An 18888-nucleotide genomic window follows, 5' to 3' on the forward strand; every position below is an offset into this window, starting at 1 on the left:
GTCATCCGGCGTCGAGTTCCAGGTCGGGCCAGCGATCACCGACCCCGACGATCCTTACTCCGCGTTCCCCTCCGGCCCCCTCCCCGGATCGTCTCCGGTGAAGATCGCGATCGACCGGGGTCTCGGGGGCTAGGTTGCGGGGGGCCGGGACCAGGTGATGGGCAGGCCGTGGGCCGGGCCCTCTCCCAAGACCATCCGGCCTCCGTCCGGCCACAGGCGCAGCGTCACCAGCTGCGTGGCGTCGAGGCGGGACGGGTCGCGGCCCTCGAATGACAGGTGCGCGACCGGAGCGTCCCCGGTGGCCGCCGCTCCGGCGCGCTCCAGATGGCGGAGCAGCCGGGCCGCCTCCTCCTCCGACAGGTAGGCCCACATCGTCGAGTGCCACACGACCGTCGCCACGCCCGGCTCCGGGGCCAGGTCCTCCAGGAAGTCGGCGGCGCCGGCCCGCACGACCGTCGCCGGGACCCGCGCGGCCACCTCGAACGCCGCCCGCAGCCGCTCGGCCCGTGCCGTCTGGTCGGGCCACACGTACGACAGGAGCAGCCGCTGCGCCTCCGGGGCGGTCGGGTCCAGCGGGGACGGGTCGCACCCCAGCCGCTCGGCGACGGCGAGCGGCGCCTCCACCGGGGGAAGGCCCCGCCAGGCGTTCTCCAGCACGACCGGCGACTCGGGCCCGTACACGCCGCTCCCGTGCCGGAGCCGGAAATGGTCGGCGCGCAGGTTCAGGCCCGCGCTGGCACCGATCTCCAGCAGCCTGATCGGCAGGCCCGTCGCCGCGGCCACCGAGAGCAGCCCCCCGACCAGCGGGGCCGCCCGGCCGACCTCGTTCGTCTGCGGCGGGTCGGCGAGCCCCTCGCGGATCTCCGCCGCGTGCCCGACCAGCACCTCGCGGAACGCGGGCCAGGCGGCGAGGGGGTCCTTCGTCCCGCCCGCGGTCGGGTAGTGCGCCGCGAGGTCCGGTACCCGGCCCTCCAGGACGAGCCGGTGCACCGTCCCCAGCATCCGCAGGACGGACCCGGGCTCCGCCCGCTCACCCAGCACCCCCGCCACGGCACCGCCGGGGTCGTCCGCCGCCCGCGTCAGCAGCTCCGCGTACATCGGCGACCCCAGCTCCGCGCACCCCCGCGCCTGGGCGAGCAGATCTTCCCTCATCGTCCCCACCTCCGCCGCCGAGCCTCTCAGATGGTGGACGGCGGCACGGGCGGGCACGCGGAGTCAATAGGATCAGGGGCATGCTGCGCTGGTTGACCGCGGGGGAGTCCCACGGCCCGGCCCTGACCGCGATCGTGGAGGGGCTGCCGGCCGGTGTGCGCGTGACCTCGGGGGAGATCGCCGAGGAACTGCGCCGCCGACGGCTCGGGCACGGGCGGGGCGCCCGGATGAAGTTCGAACAGGACCAGGTGACGATCTCCGGGGGCGTCCGGCACGGGGTGACGCTCGGCGGGCCGGTCGCGATCGAGGTCGGCAACACCGAGTGGCCCAAGTGGGAGACGGTCATGTCGGCCGACCCCGTGGACGCCGCCGTCCTCGCGGCCCAGGCGCGGAACGCCCCGCTGTCGCAGCCGCGGCCCGGCCACGCCGACCTCGTCGGCATCCAGAAGTACGGCTTCGACGACGCCCGGCCGGTGCTGGAGCGGGCGAGCGCGCGGGAGACGGCGGCGCGGGTCGCGCTCGGCACGGTCGCCAAGGCGTTCCTCAAGCAGGCCCTCGGCGTGGACGTGCTGAGCCACGTGATCGCGCTCGGCGAGGTCGAGGCGCCCGAGGGCGTCCTGCCCGGCCCCGGCGACCTCGCCCGGGTCGACGACAGCCCGGTGCGCTGCTTCGACGACGCGGCGTCGGCGGCGATGGTCGCGCACATCGACGAGACCAAGAAGGCGGGCGACACCCTCGGCGGCGTCGTGGAGGTCCTCGCCTACGGGCTGCCGCCCGGCCTCGGCAGCCACGTCCACTGGGACCGCCGCCTCGACTCGCGGCTCGCCGGGGCCCTGATGGGCATCCAGGCGATCAAGGGCGTGGAGCTCGGCGACGGGTTCACCACCGCGCGGCGCCCGGGGTCGCGGGCGCACGACGAGATCGACGGCACGCCCGAGGGCGTCCGGCGGCGGACGAACCGCGCCGGGGGCGTCGAGGGCGGCATGACGACCGGCGAGGCGCTGCGGGTGCGGGCCGCGATGAAGCCGATCTCGACCGTCCCGCGCCGCCTCGACACCATCGACGTGCGGACCGGCGAGCCCGCCAAGGCCATCAACCAGCGCAGCGACGTCACCGCCGTGCCCGCCGCCGGGGTCGTCGCCGAGGCGATGGTGGCGCTGGTCCTCGCGGACGCGGCGCTGGAGAAGTTCGGCGGCGACTCGGCCGAGGAGACCGCCCGTAACCTGCGGGGATACCTGTCCTCGCTGCCCGTCAAGTGAACTGGATCCGCTGACCATGCGACCGAAGGCAGTCATCATCGGGCCGCCCGGCTCCGGCAAGACCACGATCGGCGGCGCGCTCGCCGAGCGGCTCGGCGTCCCGCTGCGCGACACCGACGCCGACATCGAGCGGGCGGCGGGCAAACCGATCGGCGAGATCTTCATCGACGACGGCGAGGAGCGGTTCCGCGAGCTGGAACGCGCGGCCGTCGCGGCGGCGCTGGCCGAGCACGACGGCGTCGTCGCGCTCGGCGGCGGCGCGGTCCTCGCGGCGGAGACGCAGCGGGCGCTCGCCGGGCAGACCGTCGTCTACCTGCGGGTCGGGCTGTCGGAGGCGATCAAGCGGGTGGGGCTGGCGGCGGCGCGGCCGCTGCTCGTCCTCAACCCGCGCAGCCAGATGCGCAAGCTCCTGGAGGAGCGCCTGCCGATCTACGAGCGGCTCGGCACCGTGCAGGTCGACACGGACGGCCGCGAACCCGCCGACGTCGTCGAAGAGATCGTCAAGGCCCTGGAAGATGCCGCCTTTACCGGGGGGCGTGGGGGGTCGTCCCCCCCTGAGGAGGACGCGTGACGCAGGCGCGGGTGCACGTCGGCGGGGCCGACCCGTACGACGTCGTCATCGGGACGGGAGTCCTCGGCGAGCTGCCCGGCCTGGTCGGCGACCGCGCCCGCACGGTCGCCGTCGTCCACGCCGAGGGGCTGCCGGAGATCGCCCGTCCGGTGTGCGGCGCCCTTGAACAGGCCGGATACACCGTGCACGCGCTGCCCGTCCCGGACGGGGAGGCCGCGAAGGAGGTCGGCGTCCTCGCGGGGCTCTGGTCGTCGTTCGCCGGGTTCGGCATGACCCGGACCGACGTCGTCGTCGGCGTCGGCGGCGGCGCGACCACCGACCTCGCCGGGTTCGCCGCGGCGTCGTGGCTGCGGGGGGTGCGGGTGGTACTGGTCCCGACGACGCTGCTCGGCATGGTCGACGCGGCGGTCGGCGGCAAGACCGGCATCAACGTCCCCGAGGGCAAGAACCTCGTCGGCGCGTTCCACCCCCCGGCCGGGGTCCTGTGCGACCTGGCGACGCTGCCGACGATGCCCCGCGAGGACTACATCAGCGGCCTCGCCGAGATCATCAAGGCGGGATTCATCGCCGACCCGAAGATCCTGGAACTGGTCGAGGACGACCCGGCGGGCGCCGCGTCCCCGGACGGCCCGCACACCCGCGAGCTGGTGGAGCGCGCCGTGCAGGTCAAGGCGGACGTGGTGTCCGCCGACCTGAAGGAGGGCGGCCTGCGGGAGATCCTCAACTACGGCCACACCCTCGCCCACGCCATCGAGAAGGCGGAGGACTACCGGTTCCGGCACGGCCACGCCGTCGCGATCGGCATGGTCTACGCCGCCGAGCTGGCCCGGCTCGCCGGGCGCCTCCCGGGCGAGGTGGTCCGGCGGCACCGCGACGTGCTGACCTCCGTCGGCCTGCCGGTCTCCTACGCCGCCGACTGGCCCGGCCTGCGCGCCACCATGAGCATCGACAAGAAGTCGCGGGGCGCCACCCTCCGGTTCGTCGTCCTGGACGGCATCGCGGAGCCGGGCCGCCTCGAAGCCCCCGGCGAGGAACTGCTCGCCGCCGCCTACCGGGAGATCGGCCGATGACCACAGCGGAGCCCAAGCGGAGCGAGGATCGTCGGCCGATCGGCTGGCGGGGGTTCGGGGGGCGTCCCCCGGAGGGGAGCAGCCGATGACCCGCGTGTTCGTGCTGAACGGTCCCAACCTGCGCCGCCTCGGCGTCCGCGAGCCCGACAAGTACGGGACGACCAGCTTTCACGACCTGGCCGCGCTGTGCCGGGACACCGGCCGCCGCCTCGACCTGAACGTCGAGGTCCGGCAGACCGACGACGAGGCCGAGATGATCCGCTGGGTGCACGAGGCCGCCGACGAGCGCGTCCCCGTCGTGCTGAACCCGGCCGCGTTCACCCACTACTCGTACGCGCTGCGGGACGCGCTCGCCCAGCTCACCGCGCCGCTCGTCGAGGTGCACATCACCAACCCGGCGGCGCGTGAGGAGTTCCGCCACACCTCCGTCGTCGCGGGCGTCGCGACCGGCACCATCGCGGGCTTCGGCACGATGTCGTACGTCCTGGCGCTGCAGGCCGTCGCGGAGCTGACCGCCGGAGGGTCCTAGGGCCTGCCTCGGAGGCTAGCCCTCCCGGACCGCCGTCCGGGTCATGTCCTTGAGTTCGGTGACGACGTCGTCGAGGGGCGCGACGTCGCGGTGGGCGCGGCACAGGATCGTGGCGCCCTCGACCGCGGCGACGATCAGGCGGGCGAGGCGGGCGGCGCGGTCGTCGGCGACGCCGGCGTTGCCGAGGCCGGTGGCGAGGGTGTCCTGCCAGCGGCCGAACGCCGCCGCGGCGGCCGCGGCGAGCTGCGGGGCCTCGTCGTGGCTCTCCACGGTGACGGCGACGACCGGGCAGCCCGCGCGGAACTCGCTCTTGATCAGGACCTGCCGCCACCAGCCGACGAAGGCGTCCACGGCGGACGCGGGGTCGCCGCCCTCGGTGGCGGCGAGGATGCCGGCGTTGAGGAAGTCGCCGGCGTAGCGGACGGCCTCCTCGGCGAGCTGCGCCTTGCCGCCGGGGAAGTGGTGGTAGATCGACCCGCGCGGCGCGCCGCTGTGCGCGATCACGTCGCGGAAGCCGGTGCCGCTGTAGCCGCGCTCGCGGAAGAGGAAGGCGGCGCTGCGCACCATGCGTTCCCGGCTGTCGGTCCCCATGGCCCGATTATGACATTCATCATAAGCTGTTCGCGTTGACCATGACGCACGTCATAGGAACCCTGGCACATGCCGGACGTCATACCGGACGGGTGCCGAGCAGAGATGAACGAGCAGGGACGAAGGAGAGACCCGTGATCGACCTCCAGCGCGACGGGGACGTGTACGTCCTGCGGTTCGACGCGGGCGAGAACCGCTTCAGCCCCGACTTCCTCGGCGCCGCCGAGGGCGCGCTCGACACGGTGGCGAAGAACGACGGGCCGGGCGCCCTGGTCACCGTCGGGACCGGCAAGTTCTACTCCAACGGCCTCGACCTCGACTGGCTGGGCGCGAACCAGGACAGGTTCGAGGAGTACCTGGGCCGGGTCCACGGCCTGTTCGCGCGCATCCTGTCGCTGCCGATGCCCACGGTCGCGGCGCTGAACGGGCACGCGTTCGCGGGCGGCGGGATGCTCGCCCTCGCCCACGACTTCGCCGTCATGCGGACGGACCGGGGCTACTTCTGCCTGCCCGAGGTCGATCTCGGCATGACCTTCACGCCCGGTATGAGCGCGCTGATCCAGGCGCGCCTGCCGAAGCGCACCGCGCACGAGGCGATGATCACCGGGCGCCGGTACACGGCGGCGGAGGCGGAGGCGGCCGGGATCGTCCAGCGCACCGCCGCCGAGGAGGAGGTCCTGCCCGCCGCCGTCGAGTGGGCGGCGTCCCTGGCGGGCAAGAACGGCGGGACCGTGGGGAAGATCCGCGCGGACCTGTACGGACCGGCGCTGGCCGCGCTCACCGGCCCGGCCTCCGGCCGACCCCTCGCCCCGGGCGGGCCGCCGGAGTAGGTTACGTTCGACTGAATCAGATTCGGTTACGGGAAGGGACGTCGATGCGCATCGGGATGGCGCTCAGCTACTCCGGCGGTTTCAAGGAGACCGTCGAGGAGCTCGCCGACTACGAGAAGGCCGGCCTCGACATCGTCTATGTCGCGGAGGCGTACAGCTTCGACGCGGTGAGCCAGATGGGCTACATCGCCGCGAAGACCGAGCGGCTGGAGATCGCCTCCGGCATCCTCAACATCTACTCCCGGACGCCGACCGCGATCGCGCAGACCGCCGCGGGCCTGGACTACGTCTCGGACGGGCGGTTCACGCTCGGCATCGGCGCGTCCGGCCCGCAGGTCATCGAGGGCTTCCACGGCGTGCCCTACACCGCGCCGCTCGGCCGCACCCGCGAGATCATCGAGATCTGCCGCAAGGTGTGGCGGCGGGAGCGGGTCCAGCACGACGGCAAGCACTACCGGCTGCCGCTCCCCGAGGGGCAGGGCACCGGCCTCGGCAAGGCCCTCAAGATCATCAACCACCCGGTGCGGGCCGACATCCCCGTCATGGTCGCCGCGATCGGGCCGAAGAACGTCGAGCTGACCGCCGAGATCGCCAACGGCTGGGAGCCGATCTTCTACATGCCGGAGAAGGCCGCGGACGTCTGGGGCGAGTCCCTGGCCGCCGGGAAGGCCAAGCGCGACCCGGCCCTCGGCGAGCTGGACGTCGTCGGGCAGTCCCCGCTCGCCATCGGCGACGACGTGCGGGGCTACCTGGAGTTCGGCCGCCCGATGGCCGCGCTGTACATCGGCGGCATGGGCGCCAAGGGCAAGAACTTCTACAACGACCTGGCCCGCCGGTACGGCTTCGAGAAGGAGGCCGAGGAGATCCAGGACCTCTACCTGGACGGCAAGAAGGACGAGGCCGCCGCCAAGGTCCCGCAGGAGCTGCTGGAGAAGATGTCGCTCATCGGCTCCGAGGGGCACGTCCGCGAGCGGCTCGCCGCGATGAAGGAGTCCGGCGTCACCACGCTGAACGTCTCCCCGATCGCCGGCGACCACAAGGGCCGCCTCGCCCTCGTCGAGAAGGTCAAGGAGATGGCCGCCGACCTGTAGGCGGCCCCTCCCCGGCACCGGGGTTCCGGCCGCCGCGCGGCGGCGGCCGGAACCGGACTCCCGCTCACAGGGCGGCGTGGACCTCCGCGGCGACGCGCTCGCCGGAGCGGACGGCGCCGTCCATGTAGCCCGTCCAGTAGTCGGACGTCTCGGTGCCCGCCCAGTGGATCCGGCCGCACGGCGCCCGCAGCGCGGGCCCGAAGGCGGTGAGCGCGCCGGGCGGGGCGATGCCGGTCGGGCCGCCGCCGCTCCACATCTCGTTGTCCCAGCGCTGGAACGCCGTGATCCGCGGGGATGCGGCCTTGTCCCCGAACAGCTTGGTGAACGAGGCGAGCCCCGCGCTGCGGATCTCGTCCGCCGACGCGCCGTCCAGCCGCCGGATGTTGGCCTGGTTCATGAAGCCCATCAGGATGCCGCGCGACCCGTCCGGCGGGCTGTTGTCGAACGTCGCGTCGATCGCCCCGCTGTCGGCGACCGCCTGCCCGGTCAGGCCGTCCGCCCGCCAGAACGGCGTGTCGTAGACGCCCACGAACTTGGCGATCGAGCCCATCGGGTACCGCTGCGTCAGCTGCGCCCGGCTCGCGGGCAGCGCCGGCGAGTAGTCGATCCGGCCGGCGATGGCCGGGGACATCGCGACCACGACCCGCTTCGCCGACACCGTGATCCCGTCCGCGGTCACGGTCACGCCGTCCGCCCCGGTCACGATCGACCGCACCGGGGAGTTGTAGCGGACGATGTCGCCCAGGCGCGCCGCGAGCCGGATCGGCACCTGCTCCGGGCCCCCGGCGAACCGGGACTCCTGCGCGCCGTCCTTCGTGTTGATCAGCCGGTCGATCGTGCCGGGGGTGGTCTCGTTGCCCGCGGCGGCGGCGTAGTGCAGCAGGTAGAGCAGCGACACCTCCTGCGAGCGCATCGACAGCGTCGAGGAGGCGAACGCGTCCATCAGGAACCGCGCGCCGCTGCTCAGCGAGTTCGACCGCGACCAGGTGTAGAACGTCTGGGCGTCCCACTCCTCGGCCTTCGGCGCCTTCCACGGCTCGCCGACCGGCACCTGCTTGATCATGTCGCCGAGTTTCAGCAGCGCGATCTGCAGGTCGATGACTCCCCAGTCCGGCGGAACCGCGCCGAGGATGCCGTCGGTCTCGTACAGGGACCGCTTGCCGTTGCGGAAGTAGACGTTCTTGCCGGTGTTGTAGGTCTTGAAGGTCTCCACGCCCATGTCGCGGGTGAGCGCGGCGATGCGGTCCTGGGTGGGCCCGATGAACTCGGCGCCGCCCTCGCTGGTGGTGCCGTCGCCGAGCGGGAGGCCGTAGACGCGCCCGCCGGGCCGGTCCCGGGCCTCGAGGACGAGCACCGACCGCCCGGCCGCGACGAGGTCGCGGGCGGCGGTCAGGCCGGACAGTCCGGCTCCGACGATCACCACGTCGGCCGTGGCGGCGGGCGCGGTCCGGGCCGCGGCGGCCGGCGCCGCGGCCGCGGAGGCGGCGGCTCCGGCGGCGGCGATCGCACCTGTGCCGAGCAGTCTGCGGCGGCTGACTCGGGTCACGTGATCCTCCTGGGGGGAGTCCAAGAGCGGGGGGACGGTCACACGGTCGGTCACGCTAGGGCAGTCCGCGCGGCAAAGTCGAGGGTTCTTCATGTTTTGTGACCGCGCCGAGTCCGCGGGACGCCGTTCCTGACCGCGGGGCCGCCGCGCACCCGGCCGTGGCCTAGAGTCCTGACCATGGGGGAGACGCACAACGCCCGGCGGCGCCGGCTCGCCGCGCTGATCGCCGAGCGGGACGCCGGCGCCCTGCTGGTGACCCGGCTCGTCAACGTCCGCTACCTGACCGGACTCGACAGCTCCAGGGCCGCGCTGCTCGTCCCGGCCGACGGCGGGGCCATGCTCGCGACCGACGGACGGTACGCCGGCATGGCCGCGCAGGTCTGCCCGGAACTGCCCGTCATCGTCGACCGGCAGGTCGCGGCGGCGCTGGTGACGCGCGCCGCCGCGGACGGCCACGCCCGCCTCGGCTTCGAGGCCCACGACGTCACCGTCGAGCAGCACGCGGAACTCCGCGACCAGGCCGAGATCGAGCTGGCCGCACTCGGTCACCTCGTCGAGGATCTCCGGCGGGTCAAGGACGAGGAGGAGATCGCCCTCCTGCGCGAGGCGTGCGCCATCACCGACCGCGCGTTCGAGGCCGTCCTCCCCGGAATCCGCGCCGGGGTCACCGAGCGGGCGGTCGCCATCGCGCTGGAACGGGCGATGGTGGACCTCGGCGCCGAGGGCCCCGGCTTCGCCTCGATCGTCGCGTCCGGGCCCAACGGCGCCATCGCGCACCACCACCCGGGCGGCCGCGAGCTCCGCCGCGGCGATCTCGTCACCATGGACTTCGGCGCCCGGTACGGCGGCTACCACGCCGACATGACCCGCACCGTCGCGATCGGCGAGCCCGCCGGCTGGCAGCGCGACGTGTACGACCTCGTCCGCCGCGCGCAGCGCGCCGGGCTCGACGCGGCCGTCCCCGGCGCCGCCACCAAGGACGTCGACGCCGCCGCCCGCGGCGTCATCAAGGCCGCCGGGCACGGCGACGCGTTCACCCACGGGCTCGGGCACGGCGTCGGCCTGGAGATCCATGAGGCTCCGCTCCTGGGGTACGACAAGACCGGTAAGCTGATGGACCGAGTTCCGATCACAGCGGAGCCGGGGGTCTACCTCACGGGCCGGGGCGGGGTCCGCATCGAGGACACGTTCGTGGTCCGCGCGGACGGTCCGGAGCTCCTCACCACAACGACCAAGGACCTGCTCGTGCTCTAGCGCGCGGGCCCTCGACCGGGAGAACAAGCAGTGGCGACGACGAACGACCTGAAGAACGGCATGACGCTGAACCTCGACGGCCAGCTGTGGACCGTCCTGGAATTCCAGCACGTCAAGCCCGGTAAGGGCGGCGCGTTCGTCCGCACCAAGCTCAAGAACGTCCTGTCCGGCAAGGTCGTCGACAAGACCTTCAACGCCGGCACGAAGGTCGACGTGGCCAGCGTGGACAAGCGGGAGATGCAGTTCCTCTACCGCGAGGGCGAGGACTTTGTCTTCATGGACACCGAGACCTACGACCAGCCGCACATCCCCGGCACCGTCGTCGGCGACGCGGCGAACTACCTCCTCCCCGAGCAGAACGCGACGATCGCCTTCAACAACGACAACCCCCTGTACATCGAGCTGCCCGCCGCCGTCGTGCTGGAGATCACCGAGACCGAGCCCGGCCTGCAGGGCGACCGCTCCACCGGCGGCAGCAAGCCCGCCACCCTGGAGACCGGCGCGCAGATCCAGGTGCCGCTGTTCATCACCACCGGCGAGAAGGTCAAGGTCGACACCCGCTCCGGCGACTACCTCGGCCGCGGATGAGCGCGCGCACCAAGGCCCGCAAACTCGCGCTCGACATCCTGTTCGCGGCGGAGCTGCGGGAGGAGGCACCGACCGCGGTCCTGGAGGGGCGCGGCCGCCCCAACCAGGACGAGCTGGCCGAGTACCCGCACGCCGTCCGGCTGATCGAGGGCGTCCAGGAGCACCGGGAGCGCATCGACGAGCTGATCGCGACCTACGCCACCGGCTGGACGCTGGAGCGGATGCCCGCGGTCGACCGCAACATCCTGCGGATGGGCGCCTACGAGCTGCTCTGGGTCGACGACGTCCCCGACGGGGTCGCGGTCAGCGAGGCGGTCGGCCTGGCCACCGAGCTGTCCACCGACGAGTCCCCGCGGTTCGTCAACGGCCTCCTCTCGCGCCTCCAGCAGCTGAAACCGTCGCTCGCTCTGTAACGGCGTCCACTCTGTAAAGGCGTCGTCGGGCCCCCGGCGCGGGGGTGCGGGCGGCTAGGCTTGGGCTCGATGAGCGACGTTAGGGGAGCCGCCGTGACCGGCCGGCAGCAGAAGCGGGTGCGGGGCGGCAGCCGTGTGCGCAGCGCGGTCCTCTGGGACGCCCTGCGCATCGTCCTCGACCGCATCGCCCCGGAGGCCGGGCAGCGCGAGGTCGTCGACGTCGGCGGCGGTACCGGCGGGTTCGCGGTCCCGCTCGCCGAGCTCGGGCACCGGGTCACCGTGGTCGACGCCAACCCCGACGCGCTGGCGGCGCTGGAGCGCCGCGCCGCCGAGTCGGGGGTGACCGTCCGCGCGATGCAGGGCGATGCCGTCGACCTGCCCGACCTGCTGGGCCGCGACGCCGCCGACCTGGTGCTGTGCCACAGCGTCCTGGAGTACGTGGACGACCCCGCCGCGGCCATGGCGGCGCTGACCGCCACCGTCCGTCCGGGCGGATCGGTCAGCGTGCTGGCCTCCGGGCAGATCGGCGCCGCGCTGCACCGCGCGGTGTCCGGGCACTTCGACGACGCCCGCGCGGTGCTCACCGACCCGTCCGGGCGGTGGGGCGAGGGCGACCGGATGCCCCGCCGGTTCACCCGCGAGACGCTGTCGTCGCTCGTGCGCGGCGCGCACCTCCGCGTCGCCGAGCTGCACGGCGTGCGGATCTTCGCCGACCTGGTGCCGAGCGGCATGCTGGACGCGGACGCCGACTCGGCCGACGCGCTCATCGCCCTGGAGTCGGTCGCGGCCGTCCATCCCGTCCTGCGGGACCTCGCCACCCAGCTGCACCTGGTGGCCGACAAACCGGCCGGGTGACGGATGAGCCGCAAACAGCAGCTGCACCGGCCGGGGCCGCAGCCGGGGCCGCCCGCCGACGACACCGGATGCACCATCCTGCACGTCGACATGGACGCGTTCTTCGTCAGCGTCGAGCTGCTGGAGCGCCCGGAGCTGCGGGGCCGCCCCGTCATCGTGGGCGGCGCGGGGCCGCGCGGGGTCGTGTCGGCCGCGTCCTACGAGGCCCGGCGGTTCGGCGTGCACTCGGCGATGCCGATGAGCCGGGCGCGCCGGCTGTGCCCGCGGGCGGTCGTCCTGCCGGTCAGCCACGGCAAGTACTCCCGCGTGTCCGCGGCGGTGTTCGAGATCTTCCGTTCCGTCACGCCGCTGGTGGAGGGCCTGTCGCTGGACGAGGCGTTCCTCGACGTGGCGGGCGCCCGGCGCCGGCTCGGCCGGCCCGCCGCGATCGCCGCCATGATCCGCGAGCAGGTGCGCGACCAGCAGGGGATCACCTGCTCGGTCGGAGTCGCGAGCACCAAGTTCGTCGCCAAGCTGGCCAGCACCCGGTGCAAGCCCGACGGGCTGCTCGTGGTGCCCGCCGACGGCGTCACCGGCTTCCTGCACCCGCTCCCCGTCGCGTCCCTCTGGGGCGTCGGTGAGCGGACGGAGCAGGCGCTGACCCGCATCGGGCTCCGGACCGTCGGGCAGCTCGCGGAGACGCCGCTCGCGACGCTCCAGCGCGAGCTGGGCAACGCGACGGGCGCCCACCTGTACGAGCTGGCGTGGGGCCGCGACCCCCGCGAGGTCGTCCCGCACACGCCCGACAAGAGCATCGGCGCCGAGGAGACCTTCGACACCGACATCGACGACCCGGAGGTCGTCCGCCGCGAGCTGCTGCGGCTGGCGGAGAAGGTCGGCGCCAGGCTCCGGGAGAGCGGGAACGCCGGCCGGACGGTGAGCGTCAAACTCCGGATGGCGAACTTCAAGACGATCACTCGGGCGCGGACGCTGGACGAGCCGACCGATCTCGCTCGTGTGATCTATGTCACAGCCTGCGCCCTCTATGAGGGGGCGGGGCTCGACGGGGTACGTCTCCGGTTGGTCGGGGTCAGGGTGGAGAACCTGGGCCCGGCCGGCGAGGCCCCCCGTCAGCTCGCCTTCGACGAGCCGGAACGCGGTTGGCGTGAGGCCGAGCGAGCCATGGACCAGGTCGCGCACAGGTTCGGCCGCGGTGCGGTCCGCCCCGCCGCGCTCGTCCCGCGTGGCGATGTGACCGATGTGACGGACGTGACGGCAGGGACGGAAGACAATGGAAGAAGGCTGTGAGGTGACCGGCATCGGGCCCTCGACGGGCCGTTCGCTTTCGTACGCTCGACAGTGCTCGTATTCTGGGCATATCACCGTTGACGTTCGCGTCCTGCATCGGATACCCCGCCGCGGGGCTGTCGTTGGGAGGTGCCGTGCCGCTCTCTGAGCACGAGCAGCGCATGCTCGAACAGATCGAATCGGCGTTGTACGCCGAGGATCCCAAGTTCGCTCACGCGGTTCGCTCGACCAACCCGCAGATCCACTACAAGCGCCGGATCGTCAAGGCGGCCCTCGGCTTCGTCGTCGGCGTCTGCGCCTTGATGGCCGGGCTGGTGATCAACGCGGGGACCGCCACCATCGCGATCAGCGTGACCGGTTTCCTGCTGATGGTGGTGTGCTGCGTCTGGGCGCTGACGAGCTGGAAGCGGATGACCGGTGTCGGAAGTGAGCCCGCGCCAAGCGCCCCGGGCGGCCCGAGCGGCGGTGGCGGCCGGCAGGCCAAGCCCGCCAAGTCGGGCTTCATGGAGCGCATGGAAGAGCGCTGGCGCCGCCGCACCGAAGGCGACTGACACCGCCGGTCCGCTGAGCGTCCCGGTTCCGCACGGCCCGCCGCGCGGAACCGGGACGCTCGTGTGCGCAGGGGCGTGTGCGCAGGGCCGTCCGGCTCCCGGCTCACCTGCGGCGGCTCACCTGCGGCGGAGGCGCGCCGGCAGCTCGTTGACGCGCGTGGCCAGTTCGAGCACGCGGTCGGTGGTGGACCGGAGCGTCTCCCGGGTCTGCTCCATCGTGGACGGCGGAAGCAGCCGGGCCCGCAGCCTCGCCCGGCGGCCCACCGATGCGGCGAACGCCCCCCGGACGGTGCGGACGTCCGCGCGCAGCCGCTCCGGCGGCTCGGGGGAGCGGGACAGCGAGTACCGGGCCAGTTCCTCGGCGCGGGCGATGCGGCCGAGGGCCCGCGCGCCCTCCGCGTCGAGTTCCAGCAGCTCGCCGAGGCGGCGGGCGGTGGCGCGCGGCGAGTCGCTGGAGCGCCATTCGAGGCCGTGGTCGAGCGCGTCGGCGCGCATCTCCCGCCACGCGGCGTGGGCGGCGTCCGCCGGGTCGCGCGTCCGCGCCCGCCCGCCGGAGGCCGCTCCGGCCGGCGCTACGGGCGGCCGGCCCGGGCGCGGACCGTCCTCCGGCCCGCGCGGCGCCGTCAGCGCGGCCCAGCGGCGGCGCCGGGTGAGCACCCGCAGCGCCATCGGGACGGCCATGAGCAGCAGGACCAGCAGCCCGCCCGCGAGCCAGGGCGCCGCGGAGAACCCGTCCTCCTCGCCCTCCTGCGCGCCGGCGGCGCCCTCGGGGCCGGTGTCGCCGCGGTGGCGCGGGCCCGCGCTGGGCTGGGCGGAGTCGTCATCCGCGGGCGACGACGCCTCCGGCGCCGGCTCGGACCGGCTCTCCGGCCCGCCGCCGGCGGTGATCTGGGGAAGGCTGTAGCCGGGGGCGTCGGCGGTGCCCTGCCCGGCCGCGCCCGCCGGGGTCGGCTCGAACCGCACCCACCCGGTGCCCTGGAAGTACAGCTCGGGCCAGGCGTGCGCGTCGCGGGACCGGACGACCCACTGGCCGGGCCTGACCTCCGAGCCCGGCGTGTAGCCCATCGCCACGCGGGACGGGATGCCGATGATCCGGGCCAGCAGCGCCATCGACGCGGCGAACTGCTCGCAGTAGCCGCGCTTGCTGTGCAGCAGGAAGTCGACCAGGTCGCTGCCGTGCTGCGGCGCCGGCGCGGACAGGTCGTAGCTGAACCCGCCGCTCTGGTTGAACCAGCGCTGCAGCTTCACGGCCTGCGCGAGCGCGGTCGCCGACCCGGCGGTGACGTTCTCCGCGAGGTCCCTGATCTGCCGGGGGATGTTCCGGGGCACCGCCGTGTAGTGCGCGACGACCTCCGCGGGGTAGTTGCCGGCGGCGGCGAGCTGCGCGGACGTCGGTTCCGCGCGCCGGCTCTCGACGGTGTAGGAGCGCCCGCCCGCGGAGTCGCGCAGCGAGTAGACCATCAGCGACGGGCCGTGCACCCGCCAGTCCCCTTTGATCGACACCTTGGACGGGGCGTACGGCACCGGCAGGAAGGTCATGTTCCGCACCTCGCGCCGCACCTCGACCCTGGTCGTCACCTTCCTGGAGGAGGCGACGGTCAGGCCCGGCGGGGACGGGAGCTCGTCGCCGGTCAGCCGGTCCCGGGAGCTGCTCTGCAGGGGGCTGTAGGTCCACCTGTCGCCGTCGAAGCGGTCGAGGGCGTACAGGCGCAGGTAGTCCGGCGCCTGCCGGTCGTCCGTCCGGTAGGTGAGGACGACCGAGTCGTCGAGCCGGGTCAGCTCCCGCTTCAGGCTGACCAGCGGGTCGGGCGTCGTGACCGTCTGGGTTCCGTCGCCCGAGCCGCCGCCGAGGTCGAGCAGCCCGCGCGGCTGCAGGCCCGGCACGGCCGCCGGCACCAGCACCGCGACGGCCACGGCGACGGCCGCGATCCGGCGGCCGCTCGCCGCCAGCGCCCCCGCGTCGAGGCGGGTGGCCGTCTCCTCCGGGCGGGACGCGGCCCCCGCCAGCGGGACCTCGCGCTGGCGCCGGTGGGTCGTCACCGTCCGGCCCCAGCCGCCGACCTGCTCGCGGGCGTCGGCCATCAGCAGCCCCAGGAACCCCAGCGCTCCGACGCCGAACGCCAGCCAGCTCACGCCGTCCTCGAGGACCGCGGCGGGCACGCTGTACATGGCCAGCAGCGGCAGCCCGGCCGGGGCGGTGCGGCGCAGCCGCACGGCCAGCAGATCGACCAGGACGGCGACCAGCCCGATCCCGGCGGCGGCCATCAGCGAGATCCCCGGCAGCAGCGGGACGGGCGCCGCGTACCGGTTGGCGGCCTGCCAGCCGGCCTCGTTGAGGGCGGCCAGCCGGCTGATCGACTCCGGCGAGGGGATGAACCCCAGCCACGCCGCGTCCGCCACGTACGTCACGTTGAGGTAGAAGAGCAGCGCGAGGAGGCCGAACAGCGCGTTGCACGCGGCGGGCAGCCGCAGCCGCCGCGACAGCAGCCCGCCGCCCGCGACGGCGAGCACCGCCCCGAGCCCCGCCGCGAACCAGCCGCGCTCCTCGAACAGCGGGTAGAGGCCGATCGAGCCGGCGAGCGTCGCCAGCCCCGCCATGACCGTCATGCGGATTCTCATGCGCCGTCCCTGACGAAGTCCTCACCGGTGTGGCCGGCCTGCGCCCACACCCCGGGCAGGTCCGCCGCCGACCTGATGGCCACCACGCGCCAGCCGCTCGCGCGCAGCAGCCCCGCCGCCTTCTCCGCGGCCGCCCGGCCGCCCGGGTCGCGGCCCGCGTTCCCGCTCTCCCCGGCGCCCGCCGGGGCCGCGTGCCCGTGCCCTTGGACCAGAACCGCGACGCAGGTCCCGGTACCGCGCCGCGCCGCCGCGACCGAGCGGGCCTCCTCGGCGGACAGGACGCCGAACACCGCGACGACCAGCCCGTCCACGTCCTGCGAGTGGCCCGTCCGGCCGCGCAGTGCCGCCATCCCCGCCGTCAGCGACGTGCCCTTCGACCTGCGCGCCACCGCCAGGGTGTCCAGCAGGAGCCCCTCGAACCCGCCGTCGGCGGACGCGGTCGGCAGCGCCTCGCCCGCGTCGGTGACGTAGCGCAGGTGCAACCCGGCCCGGACGAGGTGCACCCCGATCGACGCGGTGGCCGACACGGCCTGCTCGAACGAGCCGGCGACGCCGTCGCCCCAGTGCGCGGAGCGGCGGGTGTCGAGGAACAGCGTCCCGCTGCTCTGGAAGTGCTGCTCCTCCCGCCGGACCATCAGCTCCCCGTGCCGGGCGGTGGACCGCCAGTGCACGCGGCGCAGGTCGTCGCCGTGCCGGTACTCGCGCGGGATCACGTCGTCCTCGCCCGCCGCGGAGACCGCGCCGGCGATGCTGTCGCCGCCGCCCGTCCACGCCCCGGTCAGCCGCTCGGACGGCAGCGGGACGATCGCGGGCGTCACCGTCAGGGTGTCGGACAGGCTGAACGAGCGGAGCAGCTCGACCATCCCGAACGGGTCGGCCAGCCGCACCGTCAGCGGCCCCACCCGGTAGCGCCCGCGCACGTCGGAGCGGATCCGGTAGCCGAGCTCGCGCTTCCCGTGCGGCTCGATCCGGTCCAGGACGAACCGCGCCCGCCCCCCGAGCGCGTACGGCACCCGGTCCTCCACCATCAGCAGCCCGCTCGGCAGCCGCGACACGTTCTCCAGCCGCAGGTCGACGCGGGCCTCGTGGCCGACCGGCAGCCGCGGCGGGTCCAGCCGCCGCGCGCACGCCAGCCGGTAGCGGGTCCGCGCCACCGCCAGCGTGCACAGCAGCGGCAGCACGAGCACGAGCACCCCGGCGCGCAGCAGGTCGCGCTCGCCGAGGACGAACGCGCAGACGATGGCGGTCGCGCCGGCGGCCACGAAGGACCGCCCGCGCGTGGTGAGGCCGGCGAGCGCTCGTCTCACGTCACTTCCGGGGGGAGGGAACAGGCAGGCGCTTCACCAGGTCGGCGACGACCTGCTCGGGGCGGCGCCGCTCCACCTGCGCCTCGGCCGTGGGCAGCAGCCGGTGCGCGAGGACGGGGACGGCGAGGTCCTGCACGTCGTCGGGGACGACGTAGTCGCGGTCGTCGAGCGCCGCGTACGCCCGCGCGGCCCGGACCAGCTGCAGCGTCGCCCGCGGTGAGGCGCCGAGCCGCAGCTCCGGATGGCTGCGGGTCGCCGAGACGAGGTCGATGGCGTACTGCCGCACCGCCGTCGACACGTGCTGCTTGCGCACCACCTCGATGAGCTCGCGGACGTCGGCGGCGTGGGCGACCGGGCTCAGCCGGTCGAGGGGGGACGCCTCACCGTGGTTCTCCAGCATCTCCATCTCGGCGGACGGGTCGGGGTACCCCATCGCGATGCGGGCGGTGAAGCGGTCCCGCTGGGCCTCGGGCAGCGCGTAGGTGCCCTCCATCTCCACCGGGTTCTGCGTCGCTATCACCATGAACGGCGGCTCCAGCCGGTAGGTGGTGCCGTCCACCGTGACCTGCCGCTCCTCCATGCACTCCAGCAGCGCCGCCTGCGTCTTCGGCGACGCGCGGTTGATCTCGTCGCCGACCACGATGTTGGCGAACACCGGGCCCGGCTTGAACTCGAACTCGCGCAGCTCCTGGTTGTAGGCGCTGACCCCGGTGATGTCGCTGGGCAGCAGGTCCGGCGTGAACTGCACGCGCCGCACCGAGCAGTCGACCGAGCGCGCGAGGGCCTTGGCGAGCATCGTCTTGCCGACGCCGGGCACGTCCTCGATCAGCAGGTGCCCCTCCGCCAGCAGCACCGTGAGCGCGAGCCGCACCACCGAGGGCTTGCCCTCGATCACCGACTCGACCGCATCCCTGATCTTGTTCGCGACCTGGGCGAGGCCGTCGAGCCCTGGACCCGGCCCGGTGCGCCCTGCGTCGGCGCGGCGGGCCGGGTGGGATGCCGGGGGGTCGGTCTCCATGAACGACTCGCCGTGCGTGCCTACTGCCACCAAACCCTCCTCAGCCGTCCGGCCGCGCGGTTGACCCGAGAGCCCTGCCGGGCCCGTCCCTGTCCGGAGGGGCCGCCCTACCGCGAGCCGGTGCGTCGCCCTTTGCGCCCGCCCAACCGACAGTACGTCGTCGGAACGCCCTCCGCGATGTTCATGTTGAACGCGAAACCATTGTGCTGCACGGTGATCGGGTTCTGATCCCGGACGGGGACACCACTTTTCCCCACCGCCGCGCGCGCTCCGGCCGGCGAGTCCCGCCCGGACGCGCTCGCGCCGTCCGCCGCCGTCCCGGCGCGCGGACCGGCCCCGCGCGGCGCCCCACCCGGC

The 18888-nt window shown here is 74.1% G+C and carries 18 protein-coding genes; 12 read left to right on the forward strand and 6 right to left on the reverse strand.

Going from position 1 to position 18888, the window contains the following annotated elements; genetic code table 11:
• Positions 1-129: 129 nt before the first annotated feature.
• Complete coding sequence (locus tag E1289_RS28390) at positions 130-1152, reverse strand: DUF2332 domain-containing protein (RefSeq protein ID WP_131985549.1); 1023 nt, start codon at positions 1150-1152, stop codon at positions 130-132.
• An 80-nt stretch (positions 1153-1232) separates the two neighbouring features.
• On the opposite strand from E1289_RS28390, the gene aroC reads away from it, so the two are divergent.
• From aroC to aroQ, 4 genes are all read left to right on the forward strand, one after another.
• Complete coding sequence (gene aroC / locus E1289_RS28395; protein ID WP_131985551.1) at positions 1233-2411, forward strand: chorismate synthase; 1179 nt, start codon at positions 1233-1235, stop codon at positions 2409-2411.
• Positions 2412-2421: 10 nt separating this feature from the next.
• Positions 2422-2982 (forward strand): shikimate kinase, encoded by a 561-nt coding sequence (locus E1289_RS28400; RefSeq protein WP_207929192.1) that lies wholly within the window; start codon positions 2422-2424, stop codon positions 2980-2982.
• On the forward strand, positions 2979-4052 hold the full coding sequence (gene aroB, locus E1289_RS28405) for a 3-dehydroquinate synthase (protein WP_131985555.1): 1074 nt from the start codon (positions 2979-2981) through the stop codon (positions 4050-4052). The genes E1289_RS28400 and aroB overlap by 4 nt, the downstream gene beginning before the upstream one ends.
• Before the next feature lie 85 nt (positions 4053-4137).
• Entirely contained in the window at positions 4138-4581 is a 444-nt protein-coding gene (gene aroQ, locus E1289_RS28410) for a type II 3-dehydroquinate dehydratase (protein ID WP_131985557.1), read from the forward strand.
• 15 nt (positions 4582-4596) lie between these two features.
• Here aroQ and E1289_RS28415 read toward each other — a convergent pair whose 3' ends face one another.
• On the reverse strand, positions 4597-5172 hold the full coding sequence (locus E1289_RS28415; protein ID WP_131985559.1) for a TetR/AcrR family transcriptional regulator: 576 nt from the start codon (positions 5170-5172) through the stop codon (positions 4597-4599).
• A 134-nt stretch (positions 5173-5306) separates the two neighbouring features.
• Between E1289_RS28415 and E1289_RS28420 the strand changes: the two genes are divergently transcribed.
• Entirely contained in the window at positions 5307-6002 is a 696-nt protein-coding gene (locus tag E1289_RS28420; RefSeq protein ID WP_131985561.1) for an enoyl-CoA hydratase-related protein, read from the forward strand.
• A gap of 44 nt (positions 6003-6046) precedes the next feature.
• On the forward strand, positions 6047-7093 hold the full coding sequence (locus E1289_RS28425; RefSeq protein WP_131985563.1) for an LLM class F420-dependent oxidoreductase: 1047 nt from the start codon (positions 6047-6049) through the stop codon (positions 7091-7093).
• A 64-nt stretch (positions 7094-7157) separates the two neighbouring features.
• Here the strand turns inward: E1289_RS28425 and E1289_RS28430 are convergent, their stop codons facing one another.
• The gene (locus tag E1289_RS28430) at positions 7158-8639 is read right to left on the reverse strand and encodes a flavin monoamine oxidase family protein (protein WP_207929190.1); all 1482 of its coding nucleotides are present in this window, start codon (positions 8637-8639) and stop codon (positions 7158-7160) included.
• 177 nt (positions 8640-8816) lie between these two features.
• Here E1289_RS28430 and E1289_RS28435 point away from each other — a divergent pair, with 177 nt between their 5' ends.
• The 6 genes from E1289_RS28435 to E1289_RS28460 all read left to right on the forward strand — a co-directional run bounded on the left by E1289_RS28435 (position 8817) and on the right by E1289_RS28460 (position 13587).
• Positions 8817-9893 (forward strand): aminopeptidase P family protein, encoded by a 1077-nt coding sequence (locus E1289_RS28435; protein ID WP_131985567.1) that lies wholly within the window; start codon positions 8817-8819, stop codon positions 9891-9893.
• Positions 9894-9923: 30 nt separating this feature from the next.
• Positions 9924-10481, forward strand: a complete 558-nt coding sequence (gene efp / locus E1289_RS28440; RefSeq protein ID WP_131985569.1) for an elongation factor P — start codon at positions 9924-9926, stop codon at positions 10479-10481.
• Positions 10478-10894, forward strand: a complete 417-nt coding sequence (gene nusB / locus E1289_RS28445; RefSeq protein ID WP_131985571.1) for a transcription antitermination factor NusB — start codon at positions 10478-10480, stop codon at positions 10892-10894. The genes efp and nusB overlap by 4 nt, the downstream gene beginning before the upstream one ends.
• A 69-nt stretch (positions 10895-10963) precedes the next feature.
• Positions 10964-11749: a methyltransferase domain-containing protein gene (locus E1289_RS28450; protein ID WP_131985573.1), complete on the forward strand. Its 786-nt coding sequence runs from the start codon at positions 10964-10966 to the stop codon at positions 11747-11749.
• Between the two features lie 3 nt (positions 11750-11752).
• Entirely contained in the window at positions 11753-13036 is a 1284-nt protein-coding gene (locus E1289_RS28455) for a DNA polymerase IV (RefSeq protein WP_131985575.1), read from the forward strand.
• A 134-nt stretch (positions 13037-13170) separates the two neighbouring features.
• Positions 13171-13587: a DUF3040 domain-containing protein gene (locus E1289_RS28460; RefSeq protein ID WP_131985577.1), complete on the forward strand. Its 417-nt coding sequence runs from the start codon at positions 13171-13173 to the stop codon at positions 13585-13587.
• Between the two features lie 117 nt (positions 13588-13704).
• On the opposite strand, the gene E1289_RS28465 is transcribed toward E1289_RS28460, so the two are convergent.
• The 3 genes from E1289_RS28465 to E1289_RS28475 are packed head-to-tail and all read right to left on the reverse strand — an operon-like array spanning position 13705 to position 18561.
• On the reverse strand, positions 13705-16206 hold the full coding sequence (locus tag E1289_RS28465) for a DUF3488 and transglutaminase-like domain-containing protein (protein ID WP_243713210.1): 2502 nt from the start codon (positions 16204-16206) through the stop codon (positions 13705-13707).
• Positions 16203-17513, reverse strand: coding sequence for a DUF58 domain-containing protein (locus tag E1289_RS28470; protein WP_131985579.1), 1311 nt, complete (start codon positions 17511-17513; stop codon positions 16203-16205). Before E1289_RS28470 ends, E1289_RS28465 begins: the two co-directional genes overlap by 4 nt.
• Position 17514: 1 nt before the next feature.
• Positions 17515-18561 carry a MoxR family ATPase gene (locus tag E1289_RS28475; protein ID WP_243713211.1) on the reverse strand — a complete coding sequence of 349 codons (1047 nt, stop codon included), beginning with the start codon at positions 18559-18561 and terminating at the stop codon, positions 17515-17517.
• Between the last annotated feature and the right edge of the window lie 327 nt (positions 18562-18888).

This window comes from Actinomadura sp. 6K520 (assembly GCF_004349245.1).
In the GTDB taxonomy this organism is placed as follows: Bacteria; Actinomycetota; Actinomycetes; order Streptosporangiales; family Streptosporangiaceae; genus Spirillospora.